Annotated in this window: 15 protein-coding genes; 5 read left to right on the top strand and 10 right to left on the bottom strand. The window is 71.8% G+C overall.

Annotated features, from left to right (window positions below; translation table 11 throughout):
* Nucleotides 1-107: 107 nt before the first annotated feature.
* From OG338_RS24010 to OG338_RS23995, 4 genes are all read left to right on the top strand, one after another.
* Entirely contained in the window at nt 108-533 is a 426-nt protein-coding gene (locus tag OG338_RS24010) for a MarR family winged helix-turn-helix transcriptional regulator (RefSeq protein ID WP_405939281.1), read from the top strand.
* A 23-nt stretch (nt 534-556) separates the two neighbouring features.
* On the top strand, nt 557-1,408 hold the full coding sequence (locus OG338_RS24005) for an alpha/beta fold hydrolase (RefSeq protein ID WP_405939280.1): 852 nt from the start codon (nt 557-559) through the stop codon (nt 1,406-1,408).
* 74 nt (nt 1,409-1,482) lie between these two features.
* Complete coding sequence (locus tag OG338_RS24000; RefSeq protein ID WP_405939279.1) at nt 1,483-2,220, top strand: hypothetical protein; 738 nt, start codon at nt 1,483-1,485, stop codon at nt 2,218-2,220.
* A gap of 261 nt (nt 2,221-2,481) precedes the next feature.
* Nucleotides 2,482-3,069, top strand: coding sequence for a hypothetical protein (locus OG338_RS23995; RefSeq protein WP_405939278.1), 588 nt, complete (start codon nt 2,482-2,484; stop codon nt 3,067-3,069).
* Here the strand turns inward: OG338_RS23995 and OG338_RS23990 are convergent.
* Together OG338_RS23990 and OG338_RS23985 are read right to left on the bottom strand one after the other, a co-directional pair.
* Nucleotides 3,047-5,971 carry an FG-GAP repeat domain-containing protein gene (locus tag OG338_RS23990; protein WP_405939277.1) on the bottom strand — a complete coding sequence of 975 codons (2,925 nt, stop codon included), beginning with the start codon at nt 5,969-5,971 and terminating at the stop codon, nt 3,047-3,049. The genes OG338_RS23995 and OG338_RS23990 overlap by 23 nt on opposite strands.
* The gene (locus tag OG338_RS23985; RefSeq protein WP_405939276.1) at nt 5,971-8,562 is read right to left on the bottom strand and encodes a S8 family serine peptidase; all 2,592 of its coding nucleotides are present in this window, start codon (nt 8,560-8,562) and stop codon (nt 5,971-5,973) included. Before OG338_RS23985 ends, OG338_RS23990 begins: the two co-directional genes overlap by 1 nt.
* Nucleotides 8,563-8,786: 224 nt before the next feature.
* On the opposite strand from OG338_RS23985, the gene OG338_RS23980 reads away from it, so the two are divergent.
* Nucleotides 8,787-11,642 carry an FAD-binding and (Fe-S)-binding domain-containing protein gene (locus OG338_RS23980; protein ID WP_405939275.1) on the top strand — a complete coding sequence of 952 codons (2,856 nt, stop codon included), beginning with the start codon at nt 8,787-8,789 and terminating at the stop codon, nt 11,640-11,642.
* A 21-nt stretch (nt 11,643-11,663) separates the two neighbouring features.
* On the opposite strand, the gene ilvC is transcribed toward OG338_RS23980, so the two are convergent.
* From ilvC to OG338_RS23940, 8 genes are all read right to left on the bottom strand, one after another.
* Nucleotides 11,664-12,665 (bottom strand): ketol-acid reductoisomerase, encoded by a 1,002-nt coding sequence (gene ilvC, locus OG338_RS23975; RefSeq protein ID WP_405938989.1) that lies wholly within the window; start codon nt 12,663-12,665, stop codon nt 11,664-11,666.
* 38 nt (nt 12,666-12,703) lie between these two features.
* A complete protein-coding gene (gene ilvN / locus OG338_RS23970) occupies nt 12,704-13,267 on the bottom strand; it encodes an acetolactate synthase small subunit (RefSeq protein ID WP_405939274.1) in 564 nt (187 codons plus the stop codon).
* Nucleotides 13,268-13,281: 14 nt separating this feature from the next.
* A complete protein-coding gene (locus tag OG338_RS23965; protein WP_405940517.1) occupies nt 13,282-15,069 on the bottom strand; it encodes an acetolactate synthase large subunit in 1,788 nt (595 codons plus the stop codon).
* 120 nt (nt 15,070-15,189) lie between these two features.
* Nucleotides 15,190-15,984, bottom strand: coding sequence for a 4'-phosphopantetheinyl transferase family protein (locus tag OG338_RS23960; RefSeq protein ID WP_405939273.1), 795 nt, complete (start codon nt 15,982-15,984; stop codon nt 15,190-15,192).
* Between the two features lie 43 nt (nt 15,985-16,027).
* Complete coding sequence (locus OG338_RS23955; protein ID WP_405939272.1) at nt 16,028-17,305, bottom strand: MFS transporter; 1,278 nt, start codon at nt 17,303-17,305, stop codon at nt 16,028-16,030.
* Nucleotides 17,302-18,753, bottom strand: coding sequence for an argininosuccinate lyase (locus OG338_RS23950; RefSeq protein ID WP_405939271.1), 1,452 nt, complete (start codon nt 18,751-18,753; stop codon nt 17,302-17,304). Before OG338_RS23950 ends, OG338_RS23955 begins: the two co-directional genes overlap by 4 nt.
* A 43-nt stretch (nt 18,754-18,796) precedes the next feature.
* Complete coding sequence (locus OG338_RS23945) at nt 18,797-20,050, bottom strand: ATP-grasp domain-containing protein (protein ID WP_405939270.1); 1,254 nt, start codon at nt 20,048-20,050, stop codon at nt 18,797-18,799.
* Nucleotides 20,047-21,096 (bottom strand): PLP-dependent cysteine synthase family protein, encoded by a 1,050-nt coding sequence (locus OG338_RS23940; protein WP_405939269.1) that lies wholly within the window; start codon nt 21,094-21,096, stop codon nt 20,047-20,049. Before OG338_RS23940 ends, OG338_RS23945 begins: the two co-directional genes overlap by 4 nt.
* Nucleotide 21,097 lies beyond the last annotated feature (1 nt).

Raw genomic sequence — 21,097 nt, 5'->3', positions numbered from 1 at the left:
GCCCTCGATGCCGACGAAGGTGCCGTCCGGGGCGCGCAGTCCGCCGAACGGCGGAAGCCGGCCCCTGCTAGCGTTGACATCTCAACACCAGGAACGGGTACGTTGATATGTCAACATCGGGCGGCACGGTCTCGGGCCCCGTGGACCTCTGGTCCGCCTTCAAGCGGGCCCACGAGGTGGTCAGGGCGCGCGTGATCGCCGACACCGCCGACGCGGCGGGCCTGTCCGAGCCGGACCTGACGATCCTGGTCAGCCTGACCAAGGCGGACGGTGCGCTGCGCCAGAGCCAGCTGGCCGCGTCCCTCGGCTGGGACCGCACCCGCGTCTCGCACCAGCTCACCCGCATGAGCAAGCGCGATCTCGTCGCCCGCGAACGGTCCGGCGGCGCCACCGTCGTCACCCTCACCGAGACGGGCCACCGCACCGTCGCCGCCGTACACCTCGGCCTGGAGGCCGCCGTACGCCGTCACTTCACCGACAAGCTGACCGCGCGGGAGACCGAGACGCTGGCCGCGCTCCTGCGCCGGCTCTGAGCACACGAACACCTGGGGGCGCCATGTCATGGACCGAGCACACCGTCGTACGCGAAGGGGTCCGGCTCGTCTGCCGGGACGCGGGCGGGTCCGGCCCGCCCGTCGTCCTGCTGCACGGGCTCGCGGGCCACGCGGGCGAGTGGGACGCGCTGGCCGAGCGGCTGGCGCCCCGGCACCGGGTCGTCGCGGTCGACCAGCGCGGGCACGGCGCGAGCGAGCGCCGGCCGGACGACGTGTCCCGTGCCGCGTACGTGGCGGACGTCGTCGCCGTCGTACAGCAGCTGGGTCTGGAGCGTCCCGTGCTCGTCGGGCAGTCGCTCGGCGGGCACACCGCGATGCTGACGGCCGCCGCCCATCCGGGGCTGCCGGGCGCGCTCGTGCTCGTGGAGGCCGGGGCCGGGGGGCCGGCGCCCGGCCTGGACGAGCACATCGGCCGCTGGCTCGACTCGTGGCCGGTGCCGTTCGCCTCCCGCGAGGCGGCGGCCGCGTTCTTCGGCGGGGGCCCGGCCGGCGCGGGCTGGGCGGCGGGGCTCGCGGAACGCGACGGCGGCTGGGGCCCGCGCTTCGACCGGGACGTGATGACCGGGTCCGTCACGGAGAACGCCCGGCGCTCCTTCCACGAGGAGTGGGACCGGGTCGCGTGTCCCACCCTCCTCGTCCTCGCCGAGAAGAGCTTCATCCCGGCCGAGGAGGTGGCCGGGATGCTGCGCCGGCGCCCGGACACGCACGCCGTGAGCGTCCCCGGCACGGGCCACGACCTGCATCTGGAGCGGCCGGACGCACTGTACGGCGCGCTCTCGGCGTTCCTGGCCGGGCTGAGCCTCCGCCTCGGGTCCGCTGGGTCGGTCTCTGGTGCGGCCGTGGATCGCCGGTAGGTACCTTGGCCCTCCAGCCCCATAATTCGAACCAGTCACATCGCAGAGGTTCGGGGGAAGAGGCGGAGGCTGTGGTGACGGACGAGGAGCAACGGGGCGAGAGTCCCGTCACGGCCACACCGGCGAATTCCGTACGCAACGAGCTCACCGACAACGAGATCCACGGACCGGTGGTGCAGGCGGGAACCATCCTGGGCGGCGTTCACTACCACTACCCGAGGCGGCGCCTCACCCTTTCCTCGAAGCAGGTCTGGCGCACCGTTCGCATCTTCGCTGTTCTTGTCTGTCTGTCAGCCGTCGCGGCCTATCTCGTCAAACGAGAGCAAGATGACACAAAGTTCAGTTCTCCTCCGCATGTGTGCGACATGGTCAGGAAGAACCCGAACCTGAAGAGGTGGGTGCCAGGCGCCAAGGAAGGGGGGCCGTACAAGCTCGGTCCCGGAACCCTCTCCTGCACATGGGACAGCCCCTCCGAGAAGTCGAGCCTTGCCATCTCGGTGACCCTCTCCGAGAACCGGAAGGACCTCGTGCGCCGGTTCGAGAAATGGAAGTCGGGCAAGAGCCTGGGGGCCGGGGAGTTCACGGCCTCCGAACCGGCCCTCGGGGACGAGGCGCTCTGGATCCGGCGGATCACGAACCCGGCCACCTCCGGCTATAAGCCCGAGACACGGATCACTTCACTGTATTTCCGCCGGTACAACGTGAAAGTGGACATCGACAAATTGCAGTACCCCGACGGATCCAGCAGCGAGTGGGACAACCTGGTGCGAGAAATCGCCGCCGCGATCGATGCGTACCTCATGAAGACCTGACCCATTCCCTCCCCGGTCGCCTGTGGGGAGATGACGAGGGGAGACCCTCGTGTCCGAGGAGTCGAGGCCGGGTCAGGACAGCGCAGGTCTTGCGGGAGCACACCGCGAGTTGCTCGTGCAGGGCTCTTGCGGGTCCTGCACGGGATTCTCGCGGCCTGCCGGAGCCCAGTGGCCCGGGCGGGCACCACTCGCGGAGCGTCGGGGCTACGCAAAGGCACCTAGGCACTGTCCGGCGGATCATGACGATGGGAAAGTGTGTCCGTGAGTTACAGCATCTTCCTGCTCCGGTTCGTGGACGGCGAGGTTGTCGCGTTGGACGCCGAACGGTTCCGACAAGTGACGGAGCCATACGTGGTGGCGGGCAGCCCGAAGGACGGTTTTTCCCAGCTCCGCGCGGAGGACGGGGGCGAAGCGGATCTCTACCACGAGTCCCACAGCGAGGGCGGGATGACGGGCGTGACGGCGACGCACTTCACCAAAGGCGCGATGCTTGGCGTGCTCTCCCGAGTGGCGGCAGCGCTCGGAGCCTCAATCGTCCCTCAGGAAGGCAGCGCGCTGATCTTCCACGAGAAGGAGCGTCGTCACCTTCCTGTGGAACTTCAGGGAAATGCGATTGTCATCGTTCCCACTGCGGACGCGTTGCAGGCTGCGTTCGGCCTCGCTGCATCACCGGCTCCTTCGGCTGCATCGACATCGACACCCACCCCATACGACAACGTCGGCCTTCAAGACCACAACCAGGTCTTGAAAGCCGACGTCACGCGAAGCCCGGATCAACCAACAGAGTCCGCACCTCGTCCCGAGGGCCCGTGGCAGGCGGTTCAGGTCAGGAGAGCTTGTATGCCGTGACCTGGTGGATGCCGTTGTCGGTGATGTAGTAGCCGCCGCCGAACTCGGCGGCTGCCCGGTCCCGGCCGTGGTCGTCGCCGTTGAGGCTCAGCACCTCGTCGACGCCGTCCCCGTCCAGGTCACCCGCGAAGTAGTTGCGGGCGCCGTTGAGCGCGCCGCTGCTGCCGACGGCGTTGCCCCAGGTGTCCTCGGTTTCGAGGATGCTCGGGTCGAAGAGGTACAGGCCGGCCTCGGCGCCGGAGATCAGAAGCTCCCGGCCCCCCGGACCGGTGATGAATCCGCCGTTGTACGTCTGCGGCGTGAGCAGCTGCGTCGTGTCGTTGCCGTTCGCCGCGAAGCGGCGGAACGAAGACGTGCCGGCCTCGTACAACGTCCCGTCCTTGGCGAAGAAGTTGTTGTGCGTCCACAGACCACCCGAGGTCAGGGTGTGCAGCACCTCACCGGTGCGGCCGTCACGGATCTCGAAGTAGTTCTGCGGGCTGAGCATCTGCTGACCGCCGATGTTGAGCGGCGCGTTGACCACCCACAGATAAACCACGGCGTGGCCGCCCGCGTACGGGATCTCCTTGGAGGCGAAGACACCCTGGTTCGGGTCGAGGCCGCGGATGCCGGCGACCGCTCCCGCAGGGGCCTCGGGTGCCTGGGACCAGCGGGCCTTGCCGTTCTTGGCGTTGAGCGCGACGGCACCCGTGACCGGGGTGGGCTGGTCGTACGCCCCCAGGGTGGCGTACGAGGTGTACACCCGGCCGTCGTTGACGGATGTGGCCCCGAAGCGAACGTCGCCCGCGTCCTTCGGGGCGTTGTACGTCCAGATGGCGTGGCCGTCGCCGTAGTAGGCGCGTACCGCGTCCGTCGGGACGATGATGTCCTGCTCGCCGTCACCGTTGAGATCGGCCAGCTGCACCGAGCGGACGAACTGGCCCTCGCCGGCCTCGATCGTGGCGAGCGTCCTGCCGTTCTTGCCGTTGAGGACGACCGTCGCGGTGTCGGCCGCGACGACGATCTCGGGCTTGCCGTCGCCGTTGACGTCACCGATCTGGATGTCGTGGACACTGCCCGGGACGGTGGCCTGCCACAGCTTCTCGGGCTTTGAGCCGTTCACCAGCGACGGTCCGGAGTAGGCCCACACGCCGTTGGACGAGCCGCCCATCACGACGTCGGTCCTGCCGTCCTTGTTGAGGTCGGCGCCCTTGGCGTAGGCGATGTCGCCCTGGAGCGGCGTGACCTTCTGCGCCTTGCCGTTGCCGAGCTTGAAGGTGCGGATGTTCTGGCCCTGGTCGATCACCCGGACGTGGGAGCCCTGAGCGTCGCTGTAGAGATCCTGGAACATCGGGGAGGCCGCGACGCCCCTGGACTGCCACTTGACGGTGCCGTTGCCGGAGAAGACCGTCAGCGACGCGTAGCGCAGGCTGCCCCGGTTCTCGGGCTCGTTCATCTTCCGGTCGTCCTGGGCGGAGGCGACGAGCTTGCCGTCGATCACCCCGAGGCCCCAGACACTGGGCCCGTCATGGCCGTTCGCGGCATCCCGCTTGGTCGTGCTCGACCAGAGGATCTTGTCCGCCTTGTCACCGTTGACGACGCGGATGGTGCTCGCGTTGATGACGAGGTTCTCGTCGAACGAGGACTCCGCGACCGCGTATTCGTCGCCGGCCCTGCCGGCCTTGAGTTCACCGACCGCCAGCGCGGTGGGCACCACGTTGTCGCGGCCGCTCAGCGTGGCGCGGTGACCGGTCTTCAGGTCGTACGCGGCGACCTCGTAGTGCACCGCGTCGTTGACGTCCGCCTGCTCGACCGCGACGAGGCGCTTGCGGCCGGCGTCCGGGCGCATGATGCGGCTGTACAGCACGCTGTCGGTGCGCCAGGTGACCGAGCCGTCGGCGGTGTCGAGCACGGCGGTGTGGCCGCGGCCGTCGACGCCGGTGGCCTTGGCGAGGTTCCAGGAGACGGCGACCTTGCCCTTGCCGAGGTCCTGGATGTCGCCCCAGTTGGTGTAGCGGGCCTCCTTGGTGTCGAAGGACCAGGTCTGCGCCGGAGTGAGCTTCCCGTCCGTACCCGTCGAGAAACGGATACCGGTCAGGGTGGCGGTCGCGTCGGCCGGGACCTTGGCGTCGCCGCTCATCCGGGGCGCGTCGGCGATCAGCAGGGTGCCCTTGACGATCTTGACCATGGAGGCGTAGTTGTACAGCTTCGACCAGACCGTGGCCCCGGTCTTCCCGTCGAGGACGGTCACGAAGGTGCCGGTACTCAGGTCGGAGCCGGGCGAGGAGAAGGGCCGCGGGTACGGGGTGCTGCCGACCCGTGCCGAGAACACCAGGTCCGGGACGCCGTCGCCGGTCAGGTCACCGGCCGAGTAGCCGGAGTCCGAGTTCGGCGAGAACGGCGAGACCGCGTTGTAGCCCATCAGGATCTGGGGCGGGTACGGCTCGACGCGCCAGACCTGGAGCGGCTTGACCTGCCAGTCCGTGAAGAGCGAACTGCTGGTGCGGGCCCAGGTCTCGCTGCCGTCGGCGGCGTGGCGCTGGACGTTGCCCATGGCGTTGACGGAGAAGTAGTCGCCCTTCTTGCCGACCGGCACCGTGGCGCCCAGACCGCGCACGCCTTCCAGCGTGGACTTCGCGGTCATGGTGACCGGGGTGGCCGGGTCGGCGTCGGTGGTCGCGGCGCCCGCCTTGGCGGCAGCGGTCGCGTCCTCCTTCTGCGTACCGGTGGTGTCCTCGGCCTTGACCCACGGATCGAGGCTGACGTTCGCGGCAAGCTTCTCCGCCTGGGCGCTGGTCAGCTTCATCGGCGTACCGCTGCCGCTGTCGGCGGCCAGGGCCTGCGGGGCGGCGGTCAGGCAGAGGCCCGCCGCGACGAGGCCGGCGGCGAGCTGGAGCGCCCGCCGGGAGTGCTGGGGTCTCATTACTTGGCTCCCTGCGTGAAGCTGATGGCGGTGCCGTCGGCGATCACGGACTGGTCGAAGGAGTACTGGAGGGCGTCGGTGCCGGACTGGTCGGCGATGCCCACGGTGGCGCCGGCGCCCTGGTCCGCGACGGACTGGTACTGGAGGGTGACGGCGCCGGTGGCCTCGTCGAAGACGGCCTCGAAGGTGGAGCGGCCCGAAGTGCCGTTCGCATAAGCCGCGTTGTTCCACACGATGGCGAACTTGCGGCTGCCCCTGGTGCCGGTGGTGGCGGTCTGGACGGAGGACTTCCTGTCGAGCGTCAGGTCGTCCCACAGCGGGGCGACGATGCCCTTCACACCGTTCACGCCGGCGGTCGGCAGGGCGGTGTTGTTGTAGTCGCCGACGCGGGAGGACAGGAAGTTGACCAGACCGTCGGTGGTGACCGACGCGGTGGAGTACGAGACGCCGTAGTGCTTCACCGGGAACGGCAGCGAGACCGTGGCGGAGTCCTCGTCACCGGTCAGGGCGACCTTCTTGGAACCGGCGATCCAGGAGTAGCCGGCCGGGACGCAGATGTTGCCGGAGTGGTCCGTGCGGTTCGGGACCCGCACGTTCTTCTTCAGGTCGGCGGCGCCGACGGCGGCGGGACCGGTGTAGACACCGTTGCACTGGACCGGCGCGGCGGGCTTCACGGCGAGGCCGTAGGAGCCCTCGGCGACCTTCTTGAAGGTGTACCTGCCCTTGGCGTTGGTGGTGGCGGCCGGCAGCGGTGTGCCGTTCAGCTCGACCGTGGCGCCGGGCAGCGGCTTGCCGGTGACATCGCGGACGATGCCGGAGACCTTGTGCGAGGCGACCGCGGTCAGCGCGACGTCCTGGGTGAACTCCTGGCTCTCGGCCAGCGTGACGTCGGCGGCCGAGCCGTTCGCGTAACCGTAACCGCTGAACGCGAAGGTGTACGTGCCTGCGGCCAGCGGCAGGCGGTAGGTGCCGTCCGGGCCGGTGGTGACCGTGCGGACCGCACCGGCCGCGTCGGTGGCCTGCACGGTGATGTTCGGGAGGGCCTTGGCGGTGGCCTCGTCGGTGGCCCTGCCGCTGACGACGGCCGCGGTGTGCGGGGCCTTCTCGACGGAGGCGAGGATATCGAGCTTGCCGTTGCCCCACACGTAGTTCATCTCGGCGGTGCCGCCGCAGTGGGTGTCGTCCACATCGCGCGCGCCCTCGTTGAGGAGGTTGCGGGTCTCCTCGATGTCGCCGATCAGCGAGGGGGCCGCCGACCACAGCAGCGCGACGGCGCCCGCGACGTGCGGAGTCGCCATCGACGTACCGTTGATCGTGTTGTAATCGTTGCCCGGCCAGGTCGACGGGATCTGGACGCCCGGGGCCGAGATGTTCGGCTTTTCGCTGCCGTCGGTCGGCGAGGGGCCGAAGCCGGAGAAGCCGGCGATCTTGCCGTCCGCGTCGTAGGCGCCGACGCCGTAGGAATCGGCCTGCGCGCCCGGCGGGTGGGTCGTGGAGCAGGTCACGCCGTCGCCGTCGTTGCCGGCCGCGAACGCCTCGAAGATGCCCGCCGCGTCCCAGGCCGCCAGGATGTCCTGGTAGAAGGGGGTGCTGGTGTCCTTGTTGCCCCAGGAGTTGTTGACGATGTTCGGGGCCAGGTCCGGGCGCGGGTTCTGGCCGTTGTGGTCGGTCGGCGCGAGAATCCACTGGCCGGCGGCGAGCAGTTCGTCGTCGTAGCAGACGTCGGAGGCGCAGCCCTTGGCGGCGATCCACTTGGCGTTCGGTGCGACACCGAGGCCGTTCTTGGCGACCATGGTGCCCATCGTGTGGGTGCCGTGGCCGTTGTTGTCGCACGGCGCGGTCGTGGGGCACTGCCCGCTCGCGTCGTAGAAGTTGTAGTCGTGCGAGAAGGTGCCGTCGCCGTTGTTGCCCCGGTAGTTGGCGACGAGGTCGGGGTGGTCGTACTGGACGCCGGAGTCGACGTTGGCGATGACGATGCCCTCGCCGCGGTCCTGGTACTGGTCCCAGACCTGGTCGGCCTTGATGTCGGCGACGCCCCACGCCGGGGCGTCGGTGCCGTCGGCGGACGAGTCGGTGTGCAGCGCGGCGGTGCGCGAGGCAGTGACCTTCTTGTCGGAGGTCTCGATGTCGTCCAGCTGGAACGAGTGCCGCTTGACGACGGATGCCACGTCCGAGCGCTTGGCAAGCTCGTCGACGAGGTCCTGGTCGCCGGTGACCTTGACCGCGTTGGCGATCCAGAAGTCCTGGTGGCCGACCTTCTTCTTGTCGAGGAAGGCGGTGAGCGACTTCTGGCTGGACTTGGCGTGCGCACGGAGTTCGCCGTACGCGGCCTTGGCCTTCTTCGCATGCGTCTTCTGCTTCTTGGCGCCGGCCAGGTCGGCCTGGTCCTTCAGGACCACGAAGAAGGTGGCGTCCTCGCCGTTGCGCACCGCGCTCGTGAGCGCGGAGTCGATCTTCGCCGAGGCGGCGGCCGAGGGAGCCGGGGAGTCCGCGGCCAGGGCGGGCAGCGGGGTCGTGAGCAGGGCGGCCGCGGCGAGCGAGGCCACCGTCCACACGGCGTGTCTGCGCCTGGACGGTTGGAGCAGGGGCATCGAGCACTCCTCCGAGTGACGGTACATACGGGGTGCGCGCAACCTAGAAACCTGCCGTTACTCGGCCATTACACGGCTGGTCACCGCCGCTTCAGCCGTGCGCGGCGGTGGCTGCGGGACCACGCCCGGTGTTGCGACGAGGATGACGTGACCGCGCTTACGCCTTCGGCACGGCGGGACCGTGCCGGCACCACCAGAACCGACGCCCCCAGGAGCAGCATCCGATGGACGCGACCATGGCAGACGCCCCGATCCCTCTCACCGAGGCGTTTCTCGACGCCCTGCGCGGGAAGCTGGGCGATCGTGTCGACGCCTCGGCGACGACCCGGGCGGTCTACTCGACCGACGCGTCGAACTACCGGATCGTTCCGGGGGCGGTGCTCATGCCCCGGTCGAAGGACGACGTGATCGCCGCGGCCGGAATCGCGCGTGAGCACGGAGTCCCGGTCACGGTCCGGGGCGGCGGGACCTCGTGTGCCGGGAACGCGGTGGGGCCGGGCCTGGTGATCGACTTCTCCCGGTCGATGAACCGGGTGCTGTCCGTCGACCCCGCTACCGCGACGGCCGTGGTCGAGCCGGGCGCGGTTCTGAGCACCCTTCAGCAGGAGGCCCTGCCGCACGGGCTGCGGTTCGGACCGGACCCCTCGACGGCCACCCGCTGCACGATCGGCGGGATGATCGGCAACAACGCGTGCGGGCCGCACGGCCTCTCGTACGGGCGTACGGCCGACAATGTGGTGTCGATGACCTGGCTGACGGGAAGCGGCGAGGTGATCACGGCGGGCTCGGGTCCCGAGGCGCTGCACGCGGTGCCGGGGCTGGACGCGTTCGTCGCGGAGCATCTGGCGGTGCTGCGTACCGAGTTCGGGCGGTTCGGGCGGCAGATCTCCGGCTACTCGCTGGAACACCTGCTGCCGGAGAACGGGCGCAATCTCGCGGCCGCGCTGACCGGCACGGAGGGCAGCTGCGGCGTCCTGCTCGAAGCGACGGTCCGGCTCGTCCCGCGGGCACCCGCTCCGGCGCTCGCCGTCCTCGGTTACGCGGACATGGCGACGGCCGCCGACGACGTGCCGCAGCTGCTGCCGTTCCGCCCGCTCGCGCTGGAGGGCCTGGACGCGCGGCTGGTGGACGTGGTGCGCCGGGCGCACGGCGACGCGGCCGTCCCCACGCTGCCCGAGGGCGGCGGCTGGCTGATCGCCGAGGTCGGCGGGGCGACCTCGGCGGAGGCGGTCGAGGCGGCACGCTCGCTCGTCGCGGCCTCGCACGCCGCCGACGGTGTCGTCCTGCCGGCGGGCCCCGAGGCGACCCGGCTCTGGCAGATCCGCGCCGACGGCGCAGGGCTGGCCGGGCGCACCGCCGACGGCAAGCAGGCGTGGCCCGGCTGGGAGGACTCCGCCGTGCCGCCGGAACGGCTCGGGGACTATCTGCGCGGGCTCCAGGCACTGATGGCCGAGAAGGGGCTCTCCGGGCTGGCCTACGGGCACTTCGGCGACGGGTGCGTCCACGCCCGGATCGACTTCCCGCTCGACGCCGGGGGCGGGCCGATGCGCGACTTCCTGGAGCGCGCCGCCGCCCTGGCCGCCGAGCACGGCGGATCGCTCTCCGGCGAGCACGGCGACGGCCGCGCCCGCTCCGAGTTGCTGCCGACGATGTACGGCCCCGAGGCGCTGCGCGCGATGGAGGCGTTCAAGGCCCTGCTGGACCCGGACGACGTCATGAACCCGGGGGTCGTGGTGCGCCCGGCACCGTTGGACGCGGACCTCCGGCGGCCGGGGGCGCGCCGGCTGCGGGCGAGCGACGGTTTCGCCTTCGCGCACGACGGCGGGGACGTCACGGATGCCGTGCACCGGTGCGTCGGGGTGGGCAAGTGCCGGGCGGACCTGCGCGGCCGGGGCGGCTTCATGTGCCCCTCGTACACGGCCACCCGCGACGAGAAGGACTCGACGCGGGGCCGGGCGCGGGCGCTCCAGGAGATGCTGAACGGCGGCTTCGTCTCGGCGGGCTGGAGCTCCCCGGAGGTCCACGAGGCGCTGGACCTGTGCCTGAGCTGCAAGGCGTGCGCCAACGACTGCCCAACCGGGATCGACATGGCCATGTACAAGTCGGAGGCCCTGCACCAGACGTACAAGGGCCGTCGCCGCCCGTTGAGCCATTACACCCTGGGGCGGCTCCCGCAGTGGCTGCGCCTGCTCGCGCCGGTGGCCCCGCTGGTCAACCTGGCGGGCCGGGTGCCGGTGCTGCGGCGGACGATGATGAGCCTGATGGGCGCGGACTCGCGCCGCTCGCTTCCGGCGTTGCCGGCGAAGCCGTTCCGGTGGGGCGGGGCCGCCGCTTCGAGGGCGGGCGGCCCCAAGGTGCTGCTCTGGGTCGACTCCTTCTCGGACGCGCTCGCGCCGGACATCCCGCGTGACGCGGTGGAGGTCCTGACGGCGGCCGGCTGCGACGTGGAGATCGCCGCCCCGGGCGCGTGCTGCGGGCTGACCCTGATCTCCACGGGCCAGCTGACGGCCGCCAAGGCGAAGCTCCGGTCCACGGTGGACCTGCTGCTCCCCCGTGTCCGGGCCGGCCGGGCGGTGATCGGCATCGAGCCGAGCTGCACGGCTACGCTCCGCTCGGACCTGGTGGAGCTGCTGCCGGACGACCCGGGCGCGGCGGAACTCGCGGGCGCGGTCAGGACGGTCGCCGAATTCCTCACCTCGATCGGCTGGACGCCCCCGGAGGCGGCGGAACGCCTCCTGGTCCAGCCGCACTGCCACCATTACGCGGTGATGGGCTATGAGGTGGACCGGGCGCTGCTCCGGTCCATGGGCTGCGACGTCGAAGTCTCGGCGGGCTGCTGCGGGCTGGCCGGCAACTTCGGTATGGAGAAGGGTCATTACGAGGTGTCCGTGAAGATCGCCCGGGAGGGCATCCTCGCCGGGGCGGCCGCCGCCCCGGACCGCCGCATCCTCGCGGACGGCTACTCCTGCCGCACGCAGGTCCAGGATCTGGCGGGCCTGGAGAGCCGGCATCTGGTGCAGGTCATCGCGGAGGCGTTGCGGGGGAACACGCCTCCGGCCGCCGGGGCGGGGCAGGGCTGACCCGCCCCCGGGGCCGGGGTGTTACGCGTCCTCGTCGTTGACCCAGCTCATGAGCTTGCGCAGCTCGCGGCCGGTGGTCTCCAGGAGGTGGTTCTCGTCGGCCTTCTTGTACTCGTTGTACTTGGGCAGACCGTTGTGGTACTCGGCCATCCAGTTCTTCGCGAAGGTGCCGTCCTGGATCTCCGCGAGAACCTTCTTCATCTCCGCCTTCGTGGCGTCCGTGATGATCCGCGGACCGGTCACGTAGTCACCCCACTCGGCGGTCTCCGAGATCGACCAGCGCATCTTCTCCAGACCCCCCTCATACATGAGGTCCACGATCAGCTTCAGCTCGTGCAGGCACTCGAAGTACGCGATCTCCGGCTGGTAACCCGCCTCGGTCAGCGTCTCGAACCCGGCCTTCACCAGAGCCGCCGTGCCACCGCACAGAACGGCCTGCTCGCCGAAGAGGTCGGTCTCCGTCTCCTCGGTGAACGTCGTCTTGATCACACCGGCGCGGGTGCCGCCGATGCCCTTCGCGTACGAGAGAGCCAGCGCCAGGCCGTTGCCCGAGGCGTCCTGCTCCACGGCCACGATGCACGGAACACCACGGCCCTCCTCGTACTGGCGGCGCACCAGGTGGCCCGGGCCCTTGGGCGCGACCATGCAGACATCGACGTCCGCCGGGGGCTTGATGAAGTCGAAGCGGATGTTCAGACCGTGCCCGAAGAACAGCGCGTCGCCCTTCTTCAGGTTGCCCTTGACGGACTCCTCGTAGACCTGGGCCTGGATCGGGTCCGGGACCAGAATCATGATGACGTCCGCCTCGGCGGCCGCCTCCGACGGGGTCACCACGCGCAGGCCCTGCTCCTCGGCCTTCGCCCTGGACTTCGAACCCTCGTGCAGACCGACACGGACATCGACACCCGAGTCACGCAGCGACAGCGCGTGGGCGTGGCCCTGGCTGCCGTAACCGATGACCGCGACCTTACGGCCCTGGATGATGGACAGATCGGCATCGTCGTCGTAGAACAGCTCGGCCACTGGGTCTTCTCCTTGGTGTGCGGATTGAGGGTGACGGATCAGGCGGTGCGGGCGGTCTTCGCCGGGGAGGCGGTGATGCGGAGCGGGCGGGCCTCGCGTGCGGTGCGTTCGGTGAGCGAGCGGGAGCCCCGGCCGATGGCGATGGCCCCGGACTGGACCAGCTCCTTGATGCCGAACGGGGCCAGCATCCGCAGCATCGCGTCGAGCTTGTCGCCGTCGCCGGTCGCCTCCAGGGTCACCGACTCGGGGGCCACGTCGACGACGCGGGCGCGGAACAGGCCGGCGATCTCCAGTACCTGGGCGCGCGCGGTGTTGTCGGCCCGGACCTTCACCAGGACCAGTTCCCGCTGGACCGCGTCGGTGCTCTCCAGCTCGACGACCTTCAGGACGTTGACGAGCTTGTTGAACTGCTTGGTGATCTGCTCCAGGGCCAGTTCGTTCTCGACGCGGACCACCATCGTGACGCGGGAGAGGTCCGGGTGCTCGGTGGTGCCCACGGCGAGCGAGTCGATGTTGAAGCCGCGGCGGGAGAACAGCGCGGCGATCCGGGCCAGGATGCCCGGGGTGTTCTCCACCAGGACGGAGAGCGTGTGCTGGTTCATGTCGGAGGGTCCTCTCAGTCGTCCGCCGCGTCACCGAAGTCCGGACGGACGTCTCGGGCGGCCATGATGTCGTCGTTGGAGGTGCCGGCCGGGACCATCGGCCAGACCATCGCGTCCTCGTGGACGATGAAGTCCACGACCACGGGACGGTCGGTGACCGAGTTGGCCTTGTCGATGACCGCGTCGAGCTCCTCGGGGGTCTCGCAGCGCAGCCCCACGCAGTTCATCGCCTCGGCGAGCATGACGAAGTCCGGGACGCGGGTGCCGCGGTTGGCGGCGGAGCCGACGCCCAGGGTGGAGCCGGTGGCGGCGTTGGTGGCGCCGTCGTGCAGCACGGTGTTGGAGAACCGCGCGTCGTAGAAGAGGTTCTGCCACTGGCGGACCATGCCCAGGGCGCCGTTGTTGATGACGGCGACCTTGATGGGGATGTTGTTCAGGGCGCAGGTGGTGAGCTCCTGATTGGTCATCTGGAAGCATCCGTCGCCGTCGATCGCCCACACGGTGCGGCCGGGCATGCCGGCCTTGGCACCCATCGCGGCCGGCACCGCGTAGCCCATCGTCCCGGCGCCACCGGAGTTGAACCAGGTGCCGGGCTCCTCGTGCGGCAGGAACTGCGCCGCCCACATCTGGTGCTGGCCGACCCCCGACGCGAACAGGGTTCCCTCGGGGGCCAGTTGCCCGATGCGTTCGATGACGAGCTGCGGGGAAAGGGTGCCGTCGGCGGGCAGCTCGTAGCCGCGCGGGTAGGTGGTCCGCCAGCGGTCGATGTCCTGCCACCAGGCGGTGCGCCGAACGGCCCCGCCCTGGGCCCGGACGGCCTCCGCGAGAGCGGCGATCACCTCGCGGGCGTCGCCGACGATGGGCACGTCCACGGCGCGGTTCTTGCCGATCTCCGCCGGGTCGACGTCGGCGTGGATCACGGCGGCGTGCGGGGCGAAGGTGTCCGGGCGGCCGGTGACCCGGTCGTCGAAGCGGGCGCCGAGGGCGACGACCAGGTCCGCCTTCTGGAGCGCGGCCACCGCGGCCACGTCCCCGTGCATACCGGGCATGCCCAGGTGCTGCGGGTGGCTGCCGGGGAAGGCTCCGAGCGCCATCAGCGTGGTCACCACGGGTACGCCGGTCAGCTCGGCCAGGTCGCGCAGCTCGGCGGTGGCCCGCGCCTTCAGGACGCCGCCGCCGACGTAGAGGACGGGGCGCTCGGCGGCCATGATCCGCCGGGCCGCCTCCCGGACCTGACCCGGGTGCGGGCGGGTGCGCGGCCGGTATCCGCGCAGGTGGGCGGCGCCGGACGGGACGAAGCGGGTGCGAGCCTGGAGGGCGTCCTTGGTGATGTCGACGAGCACCGGGCCCGGCCGGCCGGTGGCGGCCAGATGGAACGCCTCCGAGATGACCCGGGGGATGTCGTCGGCCGAGGTGACCAGGAAGTTGTGCTTGGTGACCGGCAGGGTGATGCCGACGATGTCCGCCTCCTGGAAGGCGTCCGTGCCGATCGCCTGCGACGAGACCTGGCCGGTGATCGCGACGATCGGCACCGAGTCCAGATACGCGTCGGCGATCGGCGTGACCAGATTGGTCGCACCAGGCCCCGAGGTCGCCATGCAGACCCCGACCTTCCCGGTGGCCTGCGCGTAACCGGTGGCCGCATGGCCCGCGCCCTGCTCGTGCCGGACCAGGACATGGCGGATCCTGGTGGAGTCCATCATCGGGTCGTACGCCGGGAGGATCGCACCGCCGGGAATCCCGAACACCGTGTCCGCGCCGGCCTCTTCGAGGGCGCGGATCAGTGACTGGGCGCCGGTCATGGTTCCGTCGGCGGCGTGGGCGCGCGGGAGGTGGGCCGCGGGGGCCTGTTGCACAGCATGTGACATGGTCGGTCCCAAGGTTCGTAGGAAGAATGGTGTGGTGTGCCGGGCGGGGGGCGGTCAGCTCGGCCTCCCTCCCGTCAGGAGCACGGGCGGCGCCGCGCGGACCAGTTCGGCGGCCAGGGGGCCCTCAAGGCGGACGACGGTCGGGTCGGGTACGGCGAGTTCGCCGCGTACCGCCACCGCCGCCGCGTAGCCGCGGTCCACCGGCACGTCCAGCAGGGTCCAGCCGGCCGGTGGTGCCGGGCCCCCGGGTGCGGAGCCGACGTAGTCCAGGGACGGGTCGCGTCCCAGTCCGGAGCCGAGGCCCTTGAGGTACGCCTCCTTGCGGGTCCACAGCCGGGCCAGGGCGCGGGGCCGCAGGGCGGGCGGGAGCGCCGCGAGTTCCCGTTGCTCGGTGCGGTGCAGCATGGTGGCCAGTTCGGCGCCGGCCTCCGGATCGGCGACCAGGTCCACGTCGACGCCGATCGGTACGGCGGCGGTGCCGACGAGGGCGAGGTCACCGCGGTGGGACAGGGAGAAGAACAGCTCGTCGCGGCCCGGGCCGAGCACGGTGGGCCTGCCGTGCGGCCCGCCGCAGCAGGGGCAGGTCTCCCGGCCGAAGCGGATCTCCTCGGGCGGCCGGCGCAGGTAGGCGCCGAGGAGGCGCCGCAGGGCGACGTGCGCGGCGGTGAACCGGACGCGGTCCCTGCCGTGCACGAGGGCGGCGGCCCGGCGGCGCTCGGTGACGTCGAGCACCGCCTCGTCCAGGGCACCGGCGGCGGCGTCCGAGACCCTCAGCAGCCAGAGGTCGGGCGAGCCCAGGGCCGGCAGCTCACGGGCGACCCACGGCGGTGTTCCGTCCACGCGGTCCACGGGATCATCCCTCCTGTTCGTCCTCGCGGGGTCCGGCCGGGTGTCACGCGTCACCGGGCGCGGTGGGCAGGTCGCGTCGGGCACGCAGTGGTCCGGCCAGGAGCAGCAGCGGAGTGACGGCGAGTCCGGCCGTCAGCAGCCACAGCGTCGGCCGCAGTCCGAGCACCGTGCCGAGCACACCGCCGAGCAGGGAGCCGAACGGGATGGCGCCGAAGCTCGCGACCGAGATGCAGGCCGTGACCCGGCCGAGCAGCTGGGGCGGGCAGTACTGCTGGCGGAAGGCGCCCTGGATCACGTTGGCGAGCACCACGCCGACGGCGAGCAGGGCGTTGCCGGCCACGAGCGCGGCGAGCATCCAGCCCTTGTCGCCCATCGGGATCAGCAGGCCGAAGGGGGCGGTGCCGATGGTGGCGACCAGCAGACCGCGGGCGGTGCCCCAGCGGGCGGTGACCCGCCTGACCCCGATGGCGCCGAGTATGCCGCCGATGCTGCTGGAGGCCATCAGCCAGCCGGTGGCGGCCTCGGGGACGTCCAGCTGGCGGATCATGAACACCGGCATGATCGCCTGATACGCCGTCAGCAGCAGGTTGGTGACGGTGCCGTAGGCGGTCAGCACCCGCAGATACGGGTCGTGGGCGGCGTAGCGCAGGCCCTCGCCGACCTCGCGGCGCAGCGGGGTGCGCTCGGCCGGGGGTTCGGGCATCTTCTCGCGGCTGCGGATGCCGAGCAGGCACAGCGCCGAGACGACGAAGGTGCAGGCGTTGACGAGCAGTCCGGAGACGGCGCCGAACGCCTGGGCGAGGAGGCCGCCGCCGCCGAGGCCGGCGACCTGCGCGACCGATTCGCTGCCCTGGAGCCGGGCGTTGGCCTGCTGGAGCAGGCGGCGGTCCACGATGGACGGCAGATAGACCTTGTACGAGATGCCGAAGAACACCGCGGCCAGGCCGTTGAGGAGGCCCACCACGAGGAGCTGGGTCATGGTGAGCACGCCGAGCCAGGCGGCGACCGGGACGCTCGCGAGGAGCACGACCGAGGAGACGTTGCAGACCAGCATCAGCGGGCGGCGGCGCATCCGGTCCACCCAGGCGCCGGCCGGCAGGCCGATCAGCAGCCAGGGCAGCCAGGGCACGGCGGCCAGCACGCTGACCGCGAGGGTGCTGGCGTTCAGGGTGACCACGGCGACCAGCGGCATCGCGACGGTGGTGATGTTGATGCCGACGCGGTTGGTGGTCTCGCCCGTCCACAGCAGGCGGAAGTCGCGGTGTCCGGCGAGGGACGGGGCCGGCGGTGCCGGGGTTTCCGCGACCGGTTCGCTGTTCATGCGCGTACCGCCTTTCCGACGGCGTCGTCGAGGAGCGCGGCCGCGGCCGACCAGCGTGCGCGCCGGGCGGCGGCGTCGGCGCGGTGCCGGGTGAGCAGGTCGCGCAGCGGGGGCAGCCCGTCCGCGCCGGGGCCGCCGCCGAAGGCGCAGGCGGCCGCGACCCGGTCGGGGGCGAGGTCGCCGTCGAAGCGGGCCGTCTCCTCCAGGGAGCGGCCCGAATCCAGGGCCTCCAGGACCGTTTCGCCGACCCGGTGGTGCGCGGCGCGGAACGGCATGCCGTCGGCGACGAGCCGTTCGGCGAGGTAGGTGGCGGCGGTGAAGCCGTCGCGGGCGCGTTCGGTCATCCGGTCGGGGCACGGCTCGGTCCCGGCCACGACCAGCCTCAGCAGCGTCACGGCGTCGGTGGTGTCGCCGAGGCCCGGCCACAGGTGGCGCATGGCCTCGGTTCCGACGGCGATGGCGTTGGTGTAGCCGGCCGTGGTCATCGCCGAGGCGGCGGCCACGAAGGCGCCCAGGCTCGCGGTGGCGCGGCCCTGGACGTGCTCCAGCGGGAAGGGGTTGCGCTTCTGCGGCATCATCGAGCTGGAGCCGACCATGGTGTCGGTGACCCGCAGCAGCCCCGACTCCTCCGAGGTCCACACGCCGAGGTCGCGGGCGGCCCGGGCGAGGGTGACGCCGAGCATCGCGGACGCGGACAGCAGGGCCAGGGCGAAGTCGCGGGAGGCCACGGCGTCCACGGAGTTGGGCACGGTCGCGGTGAACCCGAGGAGTTCCGCGGTGCGTTCCGCGTCGACGGGGACGGAGGTGCCGCCGACGGCTCCGGCGCCCAGCGGGTTGACGTCCAGCTGGTCGCCGGCGGCGAGGAGCCCGCCGTAGGCGCGGAGCACGCCGCCCGCGACGCCGGCCAGGTAGTGGCCGTAGGTGATCGGTACGGCCGGCTGGCCGTGGGTGTACGCGGGCATGGTCACGTCCGCGTACGCGGCGGCCCGCGCGAGCAGCACGTCGGCCAGCCCGTCCACCGCGTCCAGCAGGGCGAGGAACGGGGTGCGGGCGCGCAGCCGGGCGGTGGTGGCGTTGAGGTCGTTGCGGGAGCGGCCGGTGTGCAGGACGCCGCCGACGGTGTCCCCCAGCTGCTCGATGAGGTGGCCCTCGTACGCCAGGTACACCCCGCGTGGCATGGGGCGGCCGCGCACCGGTCCGAAGTCGGCGGCGCGCAGTTCCTCCACGGCCCGCAGCAGGGCGGCGGCGGGGCCGGACCGCACGACGCCCCGTTCGGTGAGCATGATCAGGTGGGCGCGGTCGACCTCGCTGATGCGGCGCAGCTCGTCGCCGAGCGGGTCGGCGTTCCCCGCGGGCGTGAACGGGGCGTAGACGATGGCGTGCGCCTCGGGGTCCAGGGCCGAGCTGAGCCGGCCGGTGCGGACCCCGTCGTGCGACAGGGCGGTCATGACGGTTCCTCGGGGGTGTGGAGCGGCAGGAGGCCGGTGACGCTCATGTCAGGGCCTCCTCGCGGTCGGTGGCCGTGCGGGTGATCGCTCCGGCCAGCTCCGCGACCGCCAGTTCGGCGGCGTCGGCCGCCGCGGCGGCACGGTCGGCGACCGCGATGACGTGGCCGAGCCGGCCCCGGAAGTCGACGGCGGGGCCGACCGGTTCGCCGGGCGAGCGGTAGAGGACCGCCTCCGCCACCCCAGGCACGGCCCGGGCGCGGGCGAGGGGGCCGGCCGGGTCGGGCGCCAGGACGCCGTCGTGGTCGGTGGTCAGGAAGCGGATGGCGGCGCGGCCCGGGCCGGTGCGCTCGGGGTGTGCGGGGCGGCCGAGGGCGGCGAGCACCTGGGCGCGCACGAGGTCGGCGCCGCAGGCGCGGCGGACGAGTTCGGGGATCATGCCGCCGGCCAGCCGGGGGTTGACCTCGATCACCTTGGCCGACGCCCCGTCGAGCCGGAGTTCGACGTGGGCGGCGCCCCAGCCGAGGCCGAGGGCGGTCACCGCCCGTACCGCGGTGCGTCTGAGCTCCCGCTCCGTCTCGGCCGGGAGCGCCGCGGGCAGGTCGTGGCCGACCTCCACGAAGGAGGGCAGCGGGCCGACGTGTTTGGCGACGGTCACCACCGCCTCGGTGCCGAACACCTCCACGGAGAACTCGGCGCCGGTCAGGTATTCCTCGACCAGGACGCGTCCCGGGACGGCCACCCCGCGCTCGTTGACGCCGGCCGCCAGCAGGGTGCGGGTGTGCTCGGCGACCTCGTCGAGGTCCGCGCACAGCCGCACGCCGAGGCTGCCGGAGCCCTGCGAGGGCTTGACGACGACCGGCATCCGGTGGGCCGCCGCGGACTGGGCTGCGGCGGGGGTCGACACGACGGCGAAGGTGGGCACGCCCACTCCGGCGGCGGCCAGCGCCCGGCGCTGCTCGGCCTTGTCCCGGCAGGCCCGCACGGCGTCCGCGGACGGGCCGGGCAGGCCGAGCCGGGCGGCCAGGGCGGCGGCGGCCGGCACGTAGTACTCGGAGCTGGTCAGCACGCCGGCCACCGGTGTGCCGGCCGCCAGCCGTTCGGCGGTGGCGGCCAGCCGGTCCGGGTCGGCGGTGTCGGTGACGACGGTGCGCAGACCGTCTTCGGCCGCGTACGGGTAGCGGTCCGGGTCCGTGCACAGGAGCACCGGCTCGACGCCGAGTTCGACGGCCCGGCGGGCGAACAGCCGCCCGGTTCCCGTGGTGTTGGACTCCACCAGGAGCAGCAGCCGCCCGCTCACGACGGCATCTCCGGCATCATCACGTCGTCGAAGCCGCGCCGCGCCCACAGCAGCCGCGACCAGACGGGCGGCGCGTCCAGCGGGTGGTCCACGGTGACGGGGGCGCCGCCGGGGGCGGGCGCGGGCACGATGCCCTGCTCGGCGAGCCAGGCGTCGTTGTAGACGGTGGACTGGTAGCGGTAGCCCTCGTCGGGCAGCACCATCACGACCGTGCTGTCCGGGTTGGCCGCGGCCCACCAGGACGCCACCTGGAAGGACGCGCCGCTGGTCGGGCCCATGAACAGGCCGTGGCCCCGGTACAGCTCGCGGGTCGCGTGGAACGCCTCGGGGGCGGTGACCCAGTGCGCCTCGTCGTAGGCGTTGTGCCGCACGTTGCCCGGGTGGATGCTGCTGCCCAGGCCGCGCAGGGTGCGCGGGCCGTCCGGGGTGCCGAAGATGATGCTGCCGTGGGTGTCGACGCCGACCAGGTGGAGCTGCGGGTTGCGGGGCCGGAGCGCGGCGGCCAGTCCGCCGGTCGAGCCGCCCGAACCGACCGGGCCCACCAGGCAGTCGACGGCTCCGACGGTGTCGGCGACCAGGTCGGCCACGACTCCGTACGCCCCCGGGTTGTCGGGGTTGTCGTACTGGCCGGGGACGAAGGCGTCCGGGTGCTGCCGGCACAGCTCGGCGACCCGGGCCAGCCGGGCGCCCTGGATGCCGCCGGCCTCGCCGGTGTGCTCGACGATCTCCACCGTGGTGCCCAGCATCTCCAGCCGGGTGCGCAGTTCCTGGTCGATCGCGCGGTCGCCGACGATGGTCAGCGGGTAGCCGCGCAGCCCGCACACCATCGCCAGGCCCAGCGCGAAGGTGCCGGACGAGGTCTCGATGACCGGGGTGCCCGGGGTGAGCACCCCGGCGGCCTCGGCCCGGTCGATGATGTAGCGGGCCGGCAGCAGCTTCATCAGGCTGAAGGCCGCCGCGTAGAGGTTGTCGCCCACCTTGATGATGCGTGGCAGCTCGGTGGCCTCCACGATCGAGGAATGGGCTCGGGGCAGGGTCGTCGTCATG

The organism is Streptomyces sp. NBC_00726 (assembly GCF_045161735.1).
GTDB lineage: Bacteria > Actinomycetota > Actinomycetes > Streptomycetales > Streptomycetaceae > Streptomyces.
Note: the sequence above shows the minus strand (reverse complement) of the source record. Positions and strands in the feature narration are given on the sequence as shown.

Bases quoted from the DNA above. Each gene is read 5' to 3' on its own strand.
- OG338_RS24010 (WP_405939281.1), top strand. From the start codon at position 108: ATGTCAACATCGGGCGGCACGGTCTCGGGCCCCGTGGACCTCTGGTCC.
- OG338_RS24005 (WP_405939280.1), top strand. From the start codon at position 557: ATGTCATGGACCGAGCACACCGTCGTACGCGAAGGGGTCCGGCTCGTC.
- OG338_RS23990 (WP_405939277.1), bottom strand. From the start codon at position 5,971: ATGAGACCCCAGCACTCCCGGCGGGCGCTCCAGCTCGCCGCCGGCCTC.
- OG338_RS23985 (WP_405939276.1), bottom strand. From the start codon at position 8,562: ATGCCCCTGCTCCAACCGTCCAGGCGCAGACACGCCGTGTGGACGGTG.
- OG338_RS23980 (WP_405939275.1), top strand. From the start codon at position 8,787: ATGGACGCGACCATGGCAGACGCCCCGATCCCTCTCACCGAGGCGTTT.
- ilvN (WP_405939274.1), bottom strand. From the start codon at position 13,267: ATGAACCAGCACACGCTCTCCGTCCTGGTGGAGAACACCCCGGGCATC.
- OG338_RS23965 (WP_405940517.1), bottom strand. From the start codon at position 15,069: ATGACCGGCGCCCAGTCACTGATCCGCGCCCTCGAAGAGGCCGGCGCG.
- OG338_RS23955 (WP_405939272.1), bottom strand. From the start codon at position 17,305: ATGAACAGCGAACCGGTCGCGGAAACCCCGGCACCGCCGGCCCCGTCC.
- OG338_RS23950 (WP_405939271.1), bottom strand. From the start codon at position 18,753: ATGACCGCCCTGTCGCACGACGGGGTCCGCACCGGCCGGCTCAGCTCG.
- OG338_RS23940 (WP_405939269.1), bottom strand. From the start codon at position 21,096: ATGACGACGACCCTGCCCCGAGCCCATTCCTCGATCGTGGAGGCCACC.